Below are 16,925 nucleotides of genomic sequence, written 5' to 3'. Positions count from 1 at the left end.
CAATCTTCGTTCCTGATACAAACGGAGGGCGCGGGCCTGCCGCGCCTCTCACCAGACCGCCGACACCACCGCGTGCAGCGCCACGCCGATCAGCCCGCCGACCACGGTGCCATTGAAGCGGATGTATTGCAGGTCCTTGCCCACGCTCAGCTCCAGCTCGTCGACCAGGTGGCGCTCGTCCCAGTTCTTCACCGTGCGCGAAATATGCTCGGTGACGCCGCTGCGCAGCCGGCCGGTCAGGCGGCGCGCGCCGCCCAGCACGTGGCGGTTGACGGCCTCGCGCAGGCCGGGGTCTTCGCCCAGCTTGCGGGCCAGCGCCAGCAAGGCGTTTTCCAGGTGGCGCGCCAGCGCCGAATCCTCCTCGGACAGATCGCGCCGCAACGCCGCGTGGATGTCGTCCCACAGGCCTTGCACGTATTCCTGCACCTTGGGGTGGTCGATGGCGCGCTGCTTGAGCGCCTCGACCTGCGCGGCCAGCGCGGGATCGTCGCGCAGCCGGCGGATGTAGTTCAGCACCCAGGCCTCGTAGTCGCGGCGCACCGGATGCTCCGGCTGCGACAGCACGTCGCGCAGTTCTTCCACCAGTGCGCGCGCCAGCCGGTCGGCCAGGTTGTCGGCGATGCCCTCGACCGACTTGACCACGTCCACCGCGGCGATGATGCGCGGCCATTCCTTCCTGGCGAACTTGACCAGCAGGCCCGAGGCGCGGGCCTTCACCTCTTCTTCGCTCAGGTAGCCGCCCAGCCGTTCCAGCGCGGCGTCCAGCAGTTCCTGGTGGCGGCCGTCGCGCGTGAGCAGGCCCAGCACCTCGCCGGCCGTGTCGGCCGCGTCCCAGCGGCGCAAGGTCTTCACCGCGAATTCCTGGATCACGCCGCGCACCGCGCGGTCGTCCAGCAGGTCCAGCGTCTGCAGCGCCACGTTGCGCGCGCCCTCGCTCAGCGCGCGCGCCTGGCGCGGGCGGCCCAGCCAGCGGCTCAGGCGCGCGGCCGGGTCGAACACGCGCAGCTTTTCCATCAGCGCGTCGGGGTCCAGGAAGTGGTCGCGCACGAACACCGCCAGGTTGTCGCCGATGCGGTCCTTGTTGCTCGGGATGATGGCGGTATGTGGAATCGGCAGTCCCAGCGGGCGGCGAAACAGCGCGACCACCGCGAACCAGTCGGCCAGCGCGCCCACCGTGGCCGCCTCGCAGAAGGCGCGCACCCAGGCCCAGATCCCCTGCCCGCCCATCGCATGGCTGAGGACGAAGCCGCCCATCATGGCCGCAAGCAACGCCAGCGCGCCGATCTTCATGCGCCGCAGCTGCGCGCGGCGCGCCTCGGACGCCAGGGCGGAACGGGTCGCGCGGGCGGCGCCGGACGTGGACGTGTCTGTCATGGAGTCTCCGGGATGAGGGGGGCCAGGGCCAGCAGGCGCTACCCGGCCGGGGCCAGCAGGCCCGGCATGCCTTCATGGCTGGCCTGGGCGCGCGCCAGTATGAATTCGATCATCATCGAGATGGCCCGCGGATGGTGCCGGTTCGGCATGTACAGCATATACATGGCGCGCCCGAAAATGCTGAGCCGCCACGGCGTCAGGGCGGGCAGCAGCTCGCCGGCGGCCAGGTCTCGGTGCACCACGTAATCCGGCACGATGCCCACCCCCAGCCCGGCGCGGATCGCGTCGCGCAGGAAAACGTAATTGCGCGAAACCACCGTGGGCTCCAGCACCACGTGCTGGCGCGGCAGGCCGCCGTAATAGGCCGACAGCCGCAACGGCCGGCCGATGACCGCGGCGCTGATGACCGGACAATTGGCCAGGTCCTCGGGACGCTGCGGCAGCCCGCGGGCGGCGGCATAGGCATGCGACGCGCAGGCCACGTAGCGGACCTGGCCCAGCTCGCGCGCCACCAGGTTCTGCGGCGGCTCGGACATGATGCGCACCGCGATGTCGACCTCGTCGCGCAGCAGGTCGTCCACGCTGTTCTCGAACAGCACGTCCAGCACGATGTCCGGATAGGCCTGCTTGAACTCCAGCAGCCAGGGCGTCATCACGAAACCGCCGTAGCCGCTGGGCACGCTCAGCCGCACCTTGCCCTGCGGCGTCTTGCCCAGAGTCTCGACCGATTCGCGGGCCGCGGTGATCTCATCCTGGATGTTGCGGCCGTGGCGATAGAGCTTGAGCCCGATCTCGGTGGGTTCGACCCGCCGCGTCGTGCGCCGCACCAGCTGCATGCCGACCGAGCGTTCCAGCTGGCTCAGGTGATAGCTGACGTTGGCGCGCGTCATCTTCAGCCGGCGCGCCGCCTCGCTCAGGTTGCCGGCATCCAGGATTTCCACCAGCAAGGTCAGGGATTTGGTGTCCATCCGCCTCTCCTACACGGCCATCGTCAAATTTTTTTAAACGTTATGTCAATTGCGGCTGGAATTGTCAAGACTTATTGACTGGGAAAGAATATGGCACACAAAAAAGAGGCGGGCCAACCCGGCATGCCCTGACGGAGACACCTGTCCATGACAGACAGCGCAAGCACCGGCGCGGTTCACGCGCGCCGCTACGAGGACATCCTGGTCGTGACCATCGACCATCCCCCGGTCAATGCCCTGAGCGCCGCGGTGCGCGCCGGCCTGGCGCGGGCCGTGAGCCAGGCCCGGGACGACGCGCAGGTCCGCGCCATCCTGCTGACCGGCTCCGGCAAGGCGTTCATCGCCGGCGCCGACATCCGCGAATTCGGCAAGCCGCCGCAGCCGCCTTCGCTGCCCGAGGTGTGCAACCTGATCGAAGCCAGTCCCAAGCCGGTGGTGGCCGTGCTGCACGGCGCCGCGCTGGGCGGGGGACTGGAAGTGGCGCTGGCCGCGCACTATCGCGTGGCCCTGCCCGGCGCCAGGCTGGGGCTGCCCGAAGTCAATCTGGGCCTGTTGCCCGGCGCCGGGGGCACGCAGCGCGCCCCGCGCCTGATGGGCGCGCAGGCCGCGCTGGACCTGATGCTGTCGGGCCGCCACCTGTCGGCCCAGGACGCGCTGGCCGCCGGGCTGGTCGATGCGGTGGCCGACGGCGACGACGCGCTCGGCGCCGGCCTGGCCCATGCCCGCCAGCTGCTCGCCATGCACGCCGGCCCGCGCCGCACCCGCGACGCGAGCGCCGCCCTGGCCGACAAGCCGGCGGCCCTGGCCGCGGTCCACGCCGCCGCCGAGCGCGTCGCCGCCACCTCCCGCGGGCTGTATTCGCCGGCGCGCATCGTCGAGGCCGTGCGCGCCGCCATCGAACTGCCTTTCGAACAGGGCTTGCAAGCCGAACGCGCGCTGTTCCTGCAATGCCTGGACAGCCCGCAGCGCGCCGGCCTGGTGCACGCCTTCTTCGCCGAACGCGCGACCGCCAAGGCGCCGGAACTGACGCAGGCCCGGCCGCGGCGGCTGGAGCGGATCGGCGTCGTGGGCGGCGGCACCATGGGCGCCGGCATCGCCGTGGCGGTGCTGGACGCCGGCCTGCCGGTGGTGATGGTCGAGCAGGACGAGGCGGCCCTGGAGCGCGGCCGCGCGCGCGTCGCGCGGGTATACGACCTGCTGGTCGGCAAAGGACGGATGGACGCGGACGAACGCGCCGCCCGCCTGGCGCGCTTCACCGGCGCGACGTCCTACGACGCGCTGGCCGAGGCCGACCTCATCATCGAAGCCATCTACGAGGACATGGACGCCAAGCTCGCCGTGTTCGCGCAGCTGGACCGCGTGGCCAAGCCCGGCGCCGTGCTGGCCACCAACACCTCGTACCTGAACGTGGACCGCATCGCCCAGGCCACCCGCGGCCCGGCCGACGTGCTGGGCCTGCACTTCTTCTCGCCGGCCAACATCATGAAGCTGCTGGAAGTGGTGGTCGGCAGCCGGACCGCGCCCGACACCGTGGCCACCGGCTTCGAACTGGCGCGCCGGCTGCGCAAGATCCCGGTGCGCGCCGGGGTCTGCGACGGCTTCATCGGCAACCGCATCCTGGCCGCCTACCGCCAGGCCGCCGACATGATGATGGAAGACGGCGCCTCGCCCTACGAGATCGACGCCGCCGTGCGCGCCTTCGGCTATCCGATGGGCCCCTACCAGATGATGGACCTGGCCGGCGGCGACATCGGCTGGGCCACGCGCAAGCGCCGCGCCGCCACCCGCGACCCGGCGCTGCGCTATGTGCAGATCGCCGACCGCCTGTGCGAACGCGGCTGGTTCGGCCAGAAGACCGGCCGCGGCTATTACCTCTACCCCGACGGCGCGCGCCAGGGCCAGCCCGACTCCGAGGTGCTGGCCATCATCGACGCCGAACGCCGGCGCGCCGGCGTCAGCCCGCGCGCCTTCTCCGAGGAAGAGATCCAGCGCCGCTACCTGGCCGCCATGATCAACGAAGCGGCCAACGTGCTGAGCGAAGGCATCGCCCTGCGGCCGTCGGACATCGACGTAGTGGCCCTGTCCGGCTACGGCTTTCCGCGCTACCGCGGCGGGCCGATGCACTACGCGGACCAGGCGGGCCTGCCTCGCATCCTGGCCGATCTGCGCGAGTACGCGGCCCAGGACCCGGCGTTCTGGAAGCCCTCGCCGCTGCTGGTCGAACTGGCCGAGAGCGGCCGCGATTTCGCCAGCCTGAACCGCAACGCCTGAATTTCAACCTGCAGAAGGCCATTGCCATGCGTGAAGCCGTTATCGTCTCCACCGCCCGCACCCCGATCACCAAGGCGGGGCGCGGCGAATTCAACCTGATCGCCGGCCCCACGCTGGCCGCCCACGCCGTGCGCGCCGCGGTCGAGCGCGCCGGCGTGGACCCGGCGCTGATCGAGGACGCCATCATCGGCTGCGGCTACCCCGAGGGCGCCACCGGCCGCAACATCGGCCGCCAGGCGGTGGTGCGCGCCGGCCTGCCGCTGAGCGTGGGCGGCGCCACCGTCAACCGCTATTGCGCCTCGGGCCTGCAGGCCATCGCCAGCGCCGCCAGCCGCATCGTCATGGACGGCGCGCCAGCCATGATCGCCGGCGGCGTGGAATGCGTTTCGCAGATCCGCACCCGCGACGACGGCGTCAGCGGCATGGACCCGTGGATCGTGGCCAACAAGCCCGAGCTCTACCTGCCCATGATCGAGACCGCCGACATCGTCGCGGCGCGCTACGGCATCAGCCGCGAGGCCCAGGACCGTTTCGCCGCCCAGAGCCAGGCGCGCGCCGAGGCCGCGCAGGCCGCCGGCCGCTACCGCGAAGAAATCATCGCCGTCACCACCACCATGGCCGTCACCGATCGCGCCACCGGCACGGTCAGCGAACGCGAAGTGACCGTGGACCGCGACACCTGCAACCGTCCCGGCACGACCTACGAGGCGCTGGCCGCGCTGGCGCCGGTGCGCGGCCCCGGCCAGTTCGTCACCGCCGGCAACGCCTCGCAGCTTTCCGACGGCGCCGCGGCCTGCGTGCTGATGGAGGCCTCGCAGGCGCAGCGCGCCGGCATCCAGCCGCTGGGCGCGTTCCGCGGCCTGGCGATCGCGGGCTGCGAACCCGACGAGATGGGCATCGGCCCGGTCTACGCCGTGCCCAGGCTGCTGGCCCGCCACGGCCTGTCGGTGCAGGACATCGACCTCTGGGAACTGAACGAGGCCTTCGCCTCGCAGGCCCTGTATTGCCAGGAAAAACTCGGCATCCCCATGGAACGCCTGAACGTCAACGGCGGCGCTATCGCGCTGGGCCATCCGTTCGGCGTCACCGGCGCGCGCCTGGCCGGCCACGTGCTGCTGGAGGGCCGCCGCCGCGGCGCCCGCTACGCGGTCGTGACCATGTGCGTGGGCGGCGGCATGGGCGCGGCCGGACTGTTCGAAATCTATTGATCACGAGAGCAACCATGGATCTGACTTTCACCCCCGAAGAAGAAGCGTTCCGCGCCGAAGTGCGCGCCTTCCTGGCGGCCGAACTGCCGCCGGAACTGGCGCGCAAGGTGCGCGGGCACCGCCACCTGTCCAAGGCCGACATGGAAGGCTGGCACGCCATCCTGAACGCGCGCGGCTGGCTGGCCAGCCACTGGCCCCGCGAATACGGCGGCACCGGCTGGAGCGCCGTGCAGAAGTTCATCTTCGAGAACGAATGCGCCCTGGCCCACGCCCCGCGCATCGTACCCTTCGGCCTGAGCATGCTGGGCCCGGTCCTCATCAAGTACGGCAACGAAGCGCAGAAGCGCCACTGGCTGCCGCGCATCCTCGACGGTTCGGACTGGTGGTGCCAGGGCTATTCCGAGCCCGGCGCCGGCTCCGACCTGGCTTCGCTCAAGACCGCCGCGGTGCGCGACGGCGACCACTACGTCGTCAACGGCCAGAAGACCTGGACCACGCTGGGCCAGCACGCCAACATGATTTTCTGCCTGGTGCGCACGCGCAGCGAAGGCAAGCCGCAGGAAGGCATCAGCTTTCTGCTCATCGACATGAACAGCCCCGGCATCGAGGTGCGCCCCATCGTCACGCTGGACGGCGACCACGAAGTCAACGAAGTGTTCTTCTCCGACGTGCGCGTGCCCGTGGCCAACCTGGTGGGCGAAGAAAACCGCGGCTGGTCCTGCGCCAAGTACCTGCTGACCTACGAGCGCACCAATATCGCCGGCGTGGGCCTGTCGACGGCCGCGCTGCAGCAGCTCAAGGCCGTGGCGGCGCGCCAGCGCAAGAACGGCAAGCCGCTGGCCGAGGACCCGCTGTTCGCGGCGCGGCTGGCGCGCGTCGAGATCGAACTGGACAACATGCGCGTGACCAATCTGCGCGTGCTGGCCGCGGCCGCCCACGGCGGCGCGCCCGGCGCCGAAAGCTCGATGCTGAAGATCCGCGGCACCCAGATCCGCCAGGAAATCACGGCGCTCAACCGCCGCGCCATGGGCGTCTATGCCCGGCCCTACGTGAAGCAGGCGCTCGAAGACGGCTATGACGGCCCGCAGATCGGGCCGGACGGCGCCGACAGCGCCGCCGCGCAGTACTTCAACTTCCGCAAGCTGTCGATCTTCGGCGGCTCGAACGAAATCCAGAAGAACATCATCTCCAAGATGATCCTGGGACTGTAAGGAATCAAGCAGATGAATTTCGACCATACCGAAGACCGGCGCATGCTGTCGGACATGCTGCGACGCTTCGTGGCCGAGCAGTACGGTTTCGCCGTGCGCGACGACATCGCGCGCTCGTCCCAGGGCTATAGCGCGGACTTCTGGCGGCGCTATGCCGAGCTGGGCGCCATCGGCGCGCTGTTCCCGGAAGACGACGGCGGCCTGGGCGGCGCCGGATTCGACATCGCGGTCGTGTTCGAGGCCCTGGGCCGCGGGCTGGTGGTGGAGCCCTTCCTGGACGCGCTGGTGGCCGGCCACGCCATCGCCGCGGCCGGCACGCCGACGCAGAAGGCCGTGCTGGCCGAGCTGCAGTCCGGCGCCGCCATCGTGTCGCTGGCCCACGCCGAGGCGCAGGCCGGCTACGAGCTGGCGCACGTGCGGACCCGCGCCGAGCGCGACGGCGACGGCTGGCGGCTCGACGGCGCCAAGGCCGTGGTGGGACACGCCGAACAGGCCGGCCTGTTCGTGGTGTCGGCGCGCACCTCGGGCGGCGACGACGACGCCGACGGCATTTCGCTCTTCCTGGTCCCGGCCGGCGCGCCCGGCCTGCGGGTGCAGGGCTACCCCCTGATCGACGGCGGCCGCGCCGGCGACCTGACCCTGGACCATGTGCGCGTGGGCGCCGACGCCCTGCTGGGCCAGGCCGGCGCCGGCCATGCCGTGCTGGAACGCAGCATCGGCAAGGGCGTGCTGGCGCTGTGCGCCGAAGCCGTGGGCGCGATGGACGCCGCGCGCGACGCCACCCTCGAATACCTGCAGACCCGCAAGCAGTTCGGCGTGCCGATAGGCCGCTTCCAGGCCCTGCAGCACCGCATGGCCGACGTGCTGCTGGAGATCGAACAGGCGCGCTCGGCCGTCATCAACGCCGCCGCCCAGCTCGGCCATGCCGACCGCGCCACGCGCGAGCGCGCGCTGTCGGCCGCCAAGTACACCATCGGACGCGTGGGCATCCTGGTGGCCGAAGAATGCATCCAGCTGCACGGCGGCATCGGCATGACCTGGGAACTGCCGCTGGCCCACTATGCCAAGCGCCTGGTCATGATCGACCATCAGTTCGGCGACGAAGACCATCATCTCGCCCGTTTCATCGCACTGGCCCCGCAGGAGTAATGCCATGAACAGCGGCACCCCGCCCCCCGACGCCCTCGACCTGCCGCTCGAAGGCGTGCGGGTCCTGGACCTTTCCCGCGTCTTCGCCGGCCCGCTGTGCGGCCAGGTGCTGGCCGACTTCGGCGCCGAGGTCGTCAAGGTCGAACACCCGGTGCGCGGCGACGACACGCGCGACTGGGGCCTGCGCATCGGCAAGGGCGAGACCACCTACTACAACAGCATGAACCGCAACAAGCGGTCCATCACGCTGGACCTGCAGTCCAGCGCCGGCGTGGAGATCGTCTACAGCCTGCTGCCGCAGTTCGACGTGGTGATCCACAACTTCAAGAGCGGCGGCGCCGAGAAGCTGGGCCTGGGCTACGAGCAGCTCAAGGCCGTCAAGCCCGACCTGATCTATTGCGCCATCGCCGGCTACGACAGTTCCGGACCCGAGGCGGCGCGCCCCGGCTACGACCTCGTCATCCAGGGCGAGACCGGCCTCATGGCGATCAACGGCGAAGCGCAGCAGCCGCCGTTGAAATTCGGCGTCGCGGCGGTGGACATGATGACCGGCATGTACGCCGCGCAGGCCGTCCTGGCCGCGCTCTACCGGCGCGAACGCAGCGGCCGCGGCCGCCTGATCGAAATGGCGCTGTACGACTGCGGCATCATGGTCACCAGCTACTACGGCCTGGACGCCCTGCTGCTGGGCCGCGACCCGCAGCGCTACGGCAACGCCCATCCGTCCATCGTGCCCTACGGCATGTTCGAAGCCGCCGACGGCCCGCTCATCATCGCGGTCGGCACCAATGCGCAGTTCGACAAATTCTGCCGCCAGGTGGTGATGCGGCCCGACATCGTCGAGGACCCGCGCTACGCCACCAACGTCGAGCGCGCCAGGAACCGCCTGACCCTGCTGCCCGTGGTGACCGGCCTGATCCGCGAATTCCCGCGCGACCTGCTGCTGGCGCGCCTGACCGAGTGCGGCATTCCCTGCGGCGAGGTGCTGGGGCTGCACGAAGCCCTGACCGGCCCGCGCACGCGCCGCGGCGGCTTGGTGCAGGAACTGCCGCACCCCGTGGCCGGCAGCACGCACGTCTATGCGCCGCCGTACCGCCTGGACGGGCAGCGCCTGCCCATCCGCCACGCCCCGCCCACGCTGGGCGAAGGCACGCGCGACGTGCTGCAGCGCCTGCTGCAGATGAGCGACGCGCAGCTAGAGGCCTTGCAGGCGCAGGGCGTGCTGACCCTGCCCGGCGACGGCCGCGCCGATTGAAATCTCCGAAGAACGCAGACCAGGAACATCGATCATGACGGCACCGATTTCGTGCACCCATCCCTCCCGCGCCCGGCGCGCCGTGCTGGCCCTGGCGGCAAGCCTGCTCGTGGCGGGCGGCGCGGCCGCGCAATCCTATCCCAGCCAGCCCATCAGGCTGATCGTGCCGTTTCCGCCCGGCGGCCCGACCGACGTGGCCTCGCGGCTGATCGGCCAGCAGCTCGAAGCGCGGCTGCGGCAGCCCGTCATCGTGGAGAACCGGCCCGGCGCCTCGGGGTCGATCGCCGCCAACCTGCTCAAGCGTTCGCCGGCCGACGGCTACACCCTGATGATGCTGGCCACGCCCACGCTGTTCGCGCCCTTCTTCTACAGGAACGTCGGCTACGAGACGCCCAAGGACTTCCAGCCCGTGGCCACGGTGTACGACCTGCCCATCGTGGTCGTGACCAATCCGCAGAAGCTGCCCGAGGTCGCCAGCCTGAAGCAGCTGGTCGACTATGCCCGCGCCCACCCCGGCGAGTTGAACTACACCAGCTCGGGCGCCGGCAGCTTCGGCCACATGACCATGGAACGGCTGCAGGACGTGGGCGACTTCCGCATGCAGCACGTGGCCTACAAGGGCGGCGTGCCCGCCATCACCGACACGATAGGCGGACAGGTGCCCATGATGTACGCCGACCTGGTGGCGGCCCTGCCGCATATCCAGGCGGGCAAGCTGCGCGCGCTGGCGGTCGGTTCGCCCAGCCGCGTGTCCGTGCTGCCCGACGTGCCCACCATCGGCGAACAGGGCTTCGACGGTTTCGACGCGGTGTCCTGGGGCGGATTGCTGGCGCCGCGCGGCACGCCCGGCGCGGTGATCGAACGGCTCGGCCGCGAAGTCCAGGCCATCCTGGCCGACCCGGCGATCCAGGCCAAGCTCATCGGCGCGGGCACCATCGCGCACTATGAGCCGGCCGACGCGATGGGCCGGCGCATCGCCGACGACTACCAGAAATGGGGCGCGCTCGCGCGCGACAAAGGCATGACCGCAGAATAACGACCGACCGGGCGGAACCGGCGGCGTCCACCAGAGGAGACCAAGCACATGCAACCATCCATCACCCGCCGCGCCTGCCTGGGACTGGCGCTGACCGCGGCGCTGGGCGCCGTCCTGCCGCTGCAGGCCGGCGCCCAGGCCGCGTTCCCGTCCAAGCCCATCACGCTGATCGTGCCCTTCCCGGCCGGCGGCTCCACCGACCGCCACCTCCGGATCGTGGCACAGGACGCCGCCAAATACCTGGGCCAGCCCGTCATCGTCGAAAACCGGCCCGGCGCCGGCGGCACCCTGGGCCCGTCCACCATGGCCAAGACCGCCAAGCCCGACGGCTACACCATCAGCCTGTACACGCTGGCGATGCTGCGCATGCCCTACATGCAGAAAAGCAGCTGGGACCCGATCAACGACTTCAGCTTCATCATCGGGCTGTCGGGCTACACCTTCGGCTTCACCGTGCGCGCCGACTCGCCCTACAAGACCTTCAACGAATACATCGAGGCCGCGCGCAAGGCGCCGGGCACCATCGACTACGGCTCCACCGGCGTGGGCTCCTCGCCCCACCTGCTGATCGAGGAAGTCGCCATCAACGCCAAGGTCAAGCTGAACCACGTGCCCTTCAAGGGCAACGCCGACATGCAGCAGGCCCTGCTGGGCGGCCACGTCATGGCGCAGAGCGACGCCACCGGCTGGGACCAGTTCGTCGACGCCGGCAAGATGCGCCTGCTGGTCACCTTCGGCGAAAAACGCACCACCCGCTGGCCCGACGTGCCCACCGCCAAGGAACTGGGCTACAAGGTCGTGTCGACCTCGCCCTACGGCCTGGCCGGCCCCAAGGGCATGGACCCCGCCGTGGTCAAGACGCTGCACGACGCCTTCAAGCGCGCGCTGTACGACCCGGCCAGCATGGAGGTCATGAAACAGCTGAACCAGGAACCCGCCTACCGCGACAGCCAGGATTACAAGGCCTGGGCCCAGGAAACCTATGTCAAGGAGAAGTCCCTGATCGAGTATCTGGGATTGATGGCGAAGAATTGACGGAGCGGGTGGCGGGCGGAAGATGGGTTACGCGCGCTGGAAGCGCCAGGGACGTAGGATGGGTGCAGCGCGCGATTCCCGACGCAAGAACCCCGTCACGGAACGCGCGGAACCCATCTCGCCCCCCCATCCGACATTTGCTAGACTGGCTGCCCGTATTCCCCCGCCGCCGCCCATGCCCCAGGACGTCCCCACCGATCTCAGCGCCGACGACATCGCCAGGAAAGTGGCGGCCGCCATCGTGGCGCACCAGCTTCCGCCCGGCACCCGCCTGCGCGAAGAGGCGCTGGGCCGCGTCTACCAGGTCAGCCGCACCAAGGTGCGCGCCGCGCTGCTCATGCTGTCCAAGGACAAGCTGATCCAGATCGTTCCCGACAAGGGCGCCTTCGTCAGCAAGCCCGACGCCAACGAGGCGCGCGAGGTCTACGCCGTGCGCCGCATCCTCGAGGCCGCGCTGGCGCGCGAATTCGTGGCGCGCGCCACGGCCGCCGACTACCGCCGCATCGACGCCCACCTGGCGGCCGAGCGCCGCGCGCTGGAAGGCGGCGACGTGCAGGCGCGCAACCAGCTGCTGGGCCATTTCCACATCCTGCTGGCCGAGGTGGTCGGCAATTCGGTGCTGACCGGCATGCTGCGCGAGCTGTCGGCCCGCAGCGCCGTGATCACCATGCTTTACCAGAGCTCGCGCGACGCGAGCTGCTCGTCGCGCGAACACCAGGAGTTCATCGACGCGGCCCGCGCCGGCGACGCCGAGCGCGCCTGCGCGCTGATGGACGCGCACCTGGAACACGTGCAGACCGCGCTGGACTTCTCCCAGGGCGGGCGCAGCGACGGCGACCTGGTCAGCGCGCTGTTGCGCTAGCGCGCCCCGGCGCGCAGTTGCTCGCGCAGCAGCTGCTCCATGCGCTGCTGCATCCAGCTCTCGGTTTCGCCCAGCCTGCCGCCCTGCAGCCAGAGGCTGCGCACCGGCAGCATCGGCAGCGACAGGTCCTCGCTGGGCACCCGGATCAGCGCCTGGCGATTGCCTTCGTACTCCGCGATATTGAGCGGCAGGATGGCCCAGCCCACGCCGTCGGCCGCCATGGCCGCGATGGCGTAGCAGCTGTCGGCGCGCCATACCGTGGGGCTCAGCACCAGGTCGTCGACGCCATCCATCTGCATGACCAGTTGCCGGTGCCGGGCCAGGTCGCTGCGCCCGGCGGCGGGCAGCGCGGCCAGCGGATGCCCGCGAGCCACGAAAATGCCCTGCGCCACGTCGCCCAGGCGGCGATGCGCAAAGGACGGGCCAGGATCGCCCCGGTCCAGGTGGAAGGCCAGGCTGGCGCGGCCCTGGCGCAGGTAGTCGGCGACCTCGGTGGCGGTGCCGTTCAGCTGGGTCAGCTCCAGCGCCGGAAAGCGCTCGGCCAGTTCCTTGAGCAAGGCGCCCAGCACCAGATGCGGCAAGGCCTCGTCCAGCGCGATCGACAGGCGCGCATCGCGCCCGCCGGCGAACGCCAGCGCGCGCTGTTCCAGCCCGCCGGCCTGGCGCAGCAGTTCGCGCGCCTCCTGCAGCATCACCTCGCCGGCCGGGGTCAGCGTGGCGTTGCGCCGCGAGCGGTCGAACAGTTCCACCCCCAGGTCGGCCTCCAGCAGTCCCACCGACGTGCTGACGGCCGACTGCGCCCGGCCCAGCTGGCGCGCGGCCGCGGAGAACGATCCGGCCTGCGCCGCGGCCACGAATTGGCGCAGCTGCTCCAGCGTCCATTGCATGCGGTTCTCCCGTTATCCATCTACTAAATAGATGAAATCAAACTTTTTCGTACGAATTACCTGATGAATAATAGCGCCTCTTGAAGGAGTGGAACCATGCAGCGGACTGAACCGAACGCTGTCGCCACGGCCGCGCCCGGCCGCTGGCTGGTGCTGGCCATTGTGTCCAGCGCCCTGTTGCTGATCGTGGTCGACATGACCGTGCTCTACACCGCGCTGCCGCGCCTGACGCATGAACTGAACGTCGGCGCCTCGGCCAAGCTGTGGATCGTGAACATCTACGCATTGGTGGTCTCGGGCCTGTTGCTGGGCATGGGCACGCTGGGCGACCGGCTGGGCCACAAGCGCCTGTTCATGGCCGGCCTGGCGGTGTTCGGCGTGGCCTCGCTGGCCGCCGCCTATGCGCCCGGCGCGGCCGCGCTGATCGCGGCGCGCGCGCTGCTGGCGGTGGGCGCGGCCATGATGATGCCGGCCACGCTGTCCATCCTGCGCCTGACCTTCGCCGACGAGCGCGAGCGCGCGGTCGCCATCGGCATCTGGGCCTCGGTGGCCTCGGGCGGCGCGGCCATCGGCCCGGTCATCGGCGGCGCGCTATTGGCGCATTTCTGGTGGGGCTCGGTGTTTCTGATCAACGTGCCCATCGTGCTGCTGGCCCTGCCGCTGGCGTGGCGCTGCATCCCGGCCAGCCGGCCGCAGACCGGGCGTCCGTGGGACCTGGCCGGTTCGCTGCAGGTGATGGCCGGGCTGATCCTGTGCGCCTACGCGCTCAAGGAACTGGGCAAGCCCGCGCCCTCGTGGACTCACGCCGCGCTGGCCTGCGCCGCGGGCGCGGCGCTGCTCGCGGTGTTCGCGCGGCGCCAGCGCGGGCGGCCCTATCCGCTGATCGACTTCGCGATATTCCGCAACCGCGCCTTCTCGTCGGCGGTGGCGGCGGCGCTGTTCGCCGCTGCCGCGCTGCTGGGCATGGAGCTGGTGTTCAGCCAGCGGCTGCAGCTCGTCATGGGCAAGTCGCCGCTGGAGGCCGCGCTCTTCATCCTGCCGCTGTCGCTGGCCGCCTTCGTGTCCGGACCGCTGGCGGGCTGGCTGCTGGGACGCGTCGACGGACCGCGCCTGCTGTTCCTGGCGCTGCTGGTCTCGGGCGCCGGCATGGCCGGCTACCTGCTCAGCTATGACGCTTCCATCCTGCCCCAGATGGCCAGCCTGTGCGTGCTGGGCCTGGGCATAGGCGCCACCATGACGGCGGCCTCCAGCACCATCATGCAAAGCGCCACGCCCGAGCGCGCCGGCATGGCGGCCTCGATCGAAGAGGTGTCCTATGAGCTGGGCGGCGCGCTGGGCGTCACGCTGATGGGCTCCATCCTGTCGGGCGTGTACGCCCACGCGCTGGACGTGCCGGCGGGCCTGCCCGCGGACGCCGCGCGCGACAGCCTGGACCAGGCGCTCATCGTGGCCGAGCACGTGCCGGCCGACCTGGGCGCCGCGCTGGCGGCGCTGGCCCGCGGCGCGTTCGACACCGGCTACGCCGCCGTGCTGGCCACGGCCACCTTGCTGCTGCTGGCCACGGCGGCGTTCGTGCTGCTCAACCGCCGCCGGCTGCCCGCCTGAACTCAGCAGCTGCGCAGCGCGTGTTCCATGTCGGCGATCAAGTCTTCTTCGTGCTCCAGCCCGATGGAGACCCGGATCAATCCTTCCGACACCCCGGCGGCCTCGCGCTCGGCCGCCGGCACGCCCGAGTGCGTGGTGGAGGCCGGATGGCAGATCAGCGATTCGGTGCCGCCCAGGCTCACCGCCGAGCGGAACAGATGCAGCGCGTTGATGAAGCGGAACGCCTTCTCGCGCCCGCCGTCGAGCACGAAGGCGAAGGTCGAGCCCGGCCCGGTGCACTGGCGCTTGTAGACCTCCTGGTAGGCGCTGTCGGCGATGAGCTCGGGGTGGAACAGCTGCACCTTCTCCAGCGGATTGCCGGCCAGCCATTGCGCCACCTTGGTCGCCGTGCGCGCCGCCTGCTTCATGCGCAGCACCACGGTCTCCATCGAGCGCGTGATCATCCAGCACGAATGCGGATCGAGCTGCGAGCCGAACGCGCTGCGGATGGCGCGCACCTTCTTGATCAGGTCCTTGCCGCCGGTGACCGCGCCGGCCACCAGATCGCTATGGCCGCCGACATACTTGGTCAGCGAATACACGCACAGGTCCACGCCATGTTCGGCCGGCTTCTGGAAAATCGGCCCCAGCAGCGTGTTGTCGCAGACCGAGATGGGACGGTAGCCGTGGCGGCCTTCGAACGCGTCGAGCTCGCTCTTCATGGCCGCGAAATCGATCAGCGCATTGGTCGGGTTGGCCGGCGTTTCCACATAGAACAGGCGCACCGGCCCCCGCGCGGCCGCCGCCTCCAGCGCCTCGCGCATGCTGGCCGCCGACAGGCCGTCGCGCACCGCGTGCGAGCCTATGCCCCATTCCGGAAAGATCCGCGAGATCAGGGTCTCGGTGCCGCCATACAGCGGCACCGACTGCACCAGCTGGTCGCCCGGACGCAGGAACGCCAGGAACACCGCGCTGATCGCCGACATGCCGCTGGAGGTCACGGCGGCGTCCTGCGAGCCGTCCAGCAGCGCCAGGCGGTCCTCCACGATCTCCAGGTTGGGATGGTTGAAGCGGCTGTAGACCAGCCCCGCGGCCTCGTCCTGCCCCAGCGGCTTGCGGCCCGACACCAGATCGAAGAACGCCGCCCCGTCCTCGGCCGAACGGAACGCGAAGGTCGAGGTCAGGAATACCGGCGGCTTGACCGCGCCCTCCGACAGGAAGGGGTCGAAGCCGTAGGACATCATCTGCGTTTCGGCGTGCAGCGGACGGCCGAAGATGTCTTTCTTGTGGTAGCTGGAGTAACTCATGATCTGCCTCTCTCGGTAGTCCCGGGGTGGAAATCGCGCATGCGCAGACGATAGCGCCGGCGGCGCGGGTATGCATGGCAGTATGGCTGCGCCGGCCGCCAATATTCTTTCCATTTCTATTGCGTGGCGGCGATAATGGGAAACAACCTTTCCTTGAAGCCAAACCCGATGAAAGACACTGCCTCGTTACATCAACTTGATGCGATCGATTGGAAAATCATGAAAATCCTTCAAGAAGATGGGCGGCTCAGCAACGCCGAGCTGGCCGAGCGCGTGTCGCTGTCGGCCTCGCCCTGCTGGAAGCGCCTCAAGCGCCTGGAGAACACCGGCGTGATCCGCGGCTACCAGGCCATCCTGGACCGCCGCGCGCTGGGCATGGGCGTGGTGGCCTTCGTCAGCATCTCGCTGGAAAACCATACCGAAAAGACCTGCCGCGCGTTCGAGGCCGGCGTGCTCGCCATGCCCGAGGTGCTGGCCTGCCACAACACCACCGGCCAGCACGATTACCTGCTGCACATCGTGGCGCGCGATTTCGACGCCTATTCGGACTTCGTGCGCAACCGCCTGCGCCCGCTGCCCGGCGTGAAGGAACTGCTGAGCACGCTGTCGATGCACGAGGTCAAGTCGTCGGCGAAGCTGCATTTGTAGGATGGGTGCAGCGCGGGAGTTCTGAGGCAAGAACCCGGCTGCCGAACGCGCGAAACCCATCAGGCGGCGCGAGCCGCCGTTTTTCGCCGCGTGCTGATGTTGGCCTCTTGCCACGAAAGGCGGCGGCTCG

The 16,925-nt window shown here is 69.9% G+C and carries 14 protein-coding genes; 10 read left to right on the top strand and 4 right to left on the bottom strand.

What is annotated here, in order from left to right; translation table 11 throughout:
- Positions 1-48 precede the first annotated feature (48 nt).
- A complete protein-coding gene (locus tag C1I89_RS30260; RefSeq protein ID WP_102775962.1) occupies positions 49-1,374 on the bottom strand; it encodes a DUF445 domain-containing protein in 1,326 nt (441 codons plus the stop codon).
- A gap of 38 nt (positions 1,375-1,412) precedes the next feature.
- On the bottom strand, positions 1,413-2,342 hold the full coding sequence (locus C1I89_RS30255; RefSeq protein ID WP_102775961.1) for a LysR family transcriptional regulator: 930 nt from the start codon (positions 2,340-2,342) through the stop codon (positions 1,413-1,415).
- 147 nt (positions 2,343-2,489) lie between these two features.
- Here C1I89_RS30255 and C1I89_RS30250 point away from each other — a divergent pair, with 147 nt between their 5' ends.
- From C1I89_RS30250 to C1I89_RS30215, 8 genes are all read left to right on the top strand, one after another.
- Positions 2,490-4,613, top strand: a complete 2,124-nt coding sequence (locus C1I89_RS30250) for a 3-hydroxyacyl-CoA dehydrogenase NAD-binding domain-containing protein (RefSeq protein ID WP_102775960.1) — start codon at positions 2,490-2,492, stop codon at positions 4,611-4,613.
- A 26-nt stretch (positions 4,614-4,639) separates the two neighbouring features.
- Positions 4,640-5,821, top strand: a complete 1,182-nt coding sequence (locus C1I89_RS30245) for an acetyl-CoA C-acyltransferase (protein WP_102775959.1) — start codon at positions 4,640-4,642, stop codon at positions 5,819-5,821.
- 14 nt (positions 5,822-5,835) lie between these two features.
- Positions 5,836-7,032, top strand: a complete 1,197-nt coding sequence (locus tag C1I89_RS30240) for an acyl-CoA dehydrogenase family protein (protein ID WP_102775958.1) — start codon at positions 5,836-5,838, stop codon at positions 7,030-7,032.
- Between the two features lie 12 nt (positions 7,033-7,044).
- Positions 7,045-8,181 (top strand): acyl-CoA dehydrogenase family protein, encoded by a 1,137-nt coding sequence (locus C1I89_RS30235; RefSeq protein ID WP_102775957.1) that lies wholly within the window; start codon positions 7,045-7,047, stop codon positions 8,179-8,181.
- 4 nt (positions 8,182-8,185) lie between these two features.
- A complete protein-coding gene (locus tag C1I89_RS30230; protein ID WP_102775956.1) occupies positions 8,186-9,436 on the top strand; it encodes a CaiB/BaiF CoA transferase family protein in 1,251 nt (416 codons plus the stop codon).
- 34 nt (positions 9,437-9,470) lie between these two features.
- Positions 9,471-10,472 (top strand): Bug family tripartite tricarboxylate transporter substrate binding protein, encoded by a 1,002-nt coding sequence (locus C1I89_RS30225; RefSeq protein WP_102775955.1) that lies wholly within the window; start codon positions 9,471-9,473, stop codon positions 10,470-10,472.
- A 48-nt stretch (positions 10,473-10,520) separates the two neighbouring features.
- On the top strand, positions 10,521-11,507 hold the full coding sequence (locus C1I89_RS30220) for a tripartite tricarboxylate transporter substrate binding protein (RefSeq protein ID WP_102775954.1): 987 nt from the start codon (positions 10,521-10,523) through the stop codon (positions 11,505-11,507).
- A gap of 175 nt (positions 11,508-11,682) precedes the next feature.
- Positions 11,683-12,369, top strand: a complete 687-nt coding sequence (locus tag C1I89_RS30215; protein WP_102775953.1) for a GntR family transcriptional regulator — start codon at positions 11,683-11,685, stop codon at positions 12,367-12,369.
- Here the strand turns inward: C1I89_RS30215 and C1I89_RS30210 are convergent.
- Complete coding sequence (locus C1I89_RS30210) at positions 12,366-13,256, bottom strand: LysR family transcriptional regulator (protein ID WP_102775952.1); 891 nt, start codon at positions 13,254-13,256, stop codon at positions 12,366-12,368. The two genes, C1I89_RS30215 and C1I89_RS30210, sit on opposite strands and share 4 nt — an antisense overlap.
- A gap of 96 nt (positions 13,257-13,352) precedes the next feature.
- On the opposite strand from C1I89_RS30210, the gene C1I89_RS30205 reads away from it, so the two are divergent.
- On the top strand, positions 13,353-14,861 hold the full coding sequence (locus C1I89_RS30205) for an MFS transporter (protein ID WP_102775951.1): 1,509 nt from the start codon (positions 13,353-13,355) through the stop codon (positions 14,859-14,861).
- Between the two features lie 2 nt (positions 14,862-14,863).
- On the opposite strand, the gene C1I89_RS30200 is transcribed toward C1I89_RS30205, so the two are convergent.
- Positions 14,864-16,147, bottom strand: coding sequence for a cystathionine gamma-synthase family protein (locus tag C1I89_RS30200; protein ID WP_102775950.1), 1,284 nt, complete (start codon positions 16,145-16,147; stop codon positions 14,864-14,866).
- A gap of 168 nt (positions 16,148-16,315) precedes the next feature.
- Between C1I89_RS30200 and C1I89_RS30195 the strand changes: the two genes are divergently transcribed.
- Positions 16,316-16,795, top strand: a complete 480-nt coding sequence (locus tag C1I89_RS30195; protein WP_102775949.1) for an Lrp/AsnC family transcriptional regulator — start codon at positions 16,316-16,318, stop codon at positions 16,793-16,795.
- Positions 16,796-16,925: the final 130 nt, after the last annotated feature.

The sequence above is a fragment of the Achromobacter pulmonis genome (assembly GCF_002885955.2).
GTDB lineage: Bacteria > Pseudomonadota > Gammaproteobacteria > Burkholderiales > Burkholderiaceae_B > Achromobacter > Achromobacter pulmonis_A.
This window is presented reverse-complemented; position numbering and strand designations above follow the sequence as displayed.

Coding starts and splice junctions, on each gene's coding strand:
- C1I89_RS30260 (WP_102775962.1), bottom strand. CDS start 1,374: ATGACAGACACGTCCACGTCCGGCGCCGCCCGCGCGACCCGTTCCGCC.
- C1I89_RS30255 (WP_102775961.1), bottom strand. CDS start 2,342: ATGGACACCAAATCCCTGACCTTGCTGGTGGAAATCCTGGATGCCGGC.
- C1I89_RS30250 (WP_102775960.1), top strand. CDS start 2,490: ATGACAGACAGCGCAAGCACCGGCGCGGTTCACGCGCGCCGCTACGAG.
- C1I89_RS30245 (WP_102775959.1), top strand. CDS start 4,640: ATGCGTGAAGCCGTTATCGTCTCCACCGCCCGCACCCCGATCACCAAG.
- C1I89_RS30240 (WP_102775958.1), top strand. CDS start 5,836: ATGGATCTGACTTTCACCCCCGAAGAAGAAGCGTTCCGCGCCGAAGTG.
- C1I89_RS30235 (WP_102775957.1), top strand. CDS start 7,045: ATGAATTTCGACCATACCGAAGACCGGCGCATGCTGTCGGACATGCTG.
- C1I89_RS30230 (WP_102775956.1), top strand. CDS start 8,186: ATGAACAGCGGCACCCCGCCCCCCGACGCCCTCGACCTGCCGCTCGAA.
- C1I89_RS30225 (WP_102775955.1), top strand. CDS start 9,471: ATGACGGCACCGATTTCGTGCACCCATCCCTCCCGCGCCCGGCGCGCC.
- C1I89_RS30220 (WP_102775954.1), top strand. CDS start 10,521: ATGCAACCATCCATCACCCGCCGCGCCTGCCTGGGACTGGCGCTGACC.
- C1I89_RS30215 (WP_102775953.1), top strand. CDS start 11,683: ATGCCCCAGGACGTCCCCACCGATCTCAGCGCCGACGACATCGCCAGG.
- C1I89_RS30210 (WP_102775952.1), bottom strand. CDS start 13,256: ATGCAATGGACGCTGGAGCAGCTGCGCCAATTCGTGGCCGCGGCGCAG.
- C1I89_RS30205 (WP_102775951.1), top strand. CDS start 13,353: ATGCAGCGGACTGAACCGAACGCTGTCGCCACGGCCGCGCCCGGCCGC.
- C1I89_RS30200 (WP_102775950.1), bottom strand. CDS start 16,147: ATGAGTTACTCCAGCTACCACAAGAAAGACATCTTCGGCCGTCCGCTG.
- C1I89_RS30195 (WP_102775949.1), top strand. CDS start 16,316: ATGAAAGACACTGCCTCGTTACATCAACTTGATGCGATCGATTGGAAA.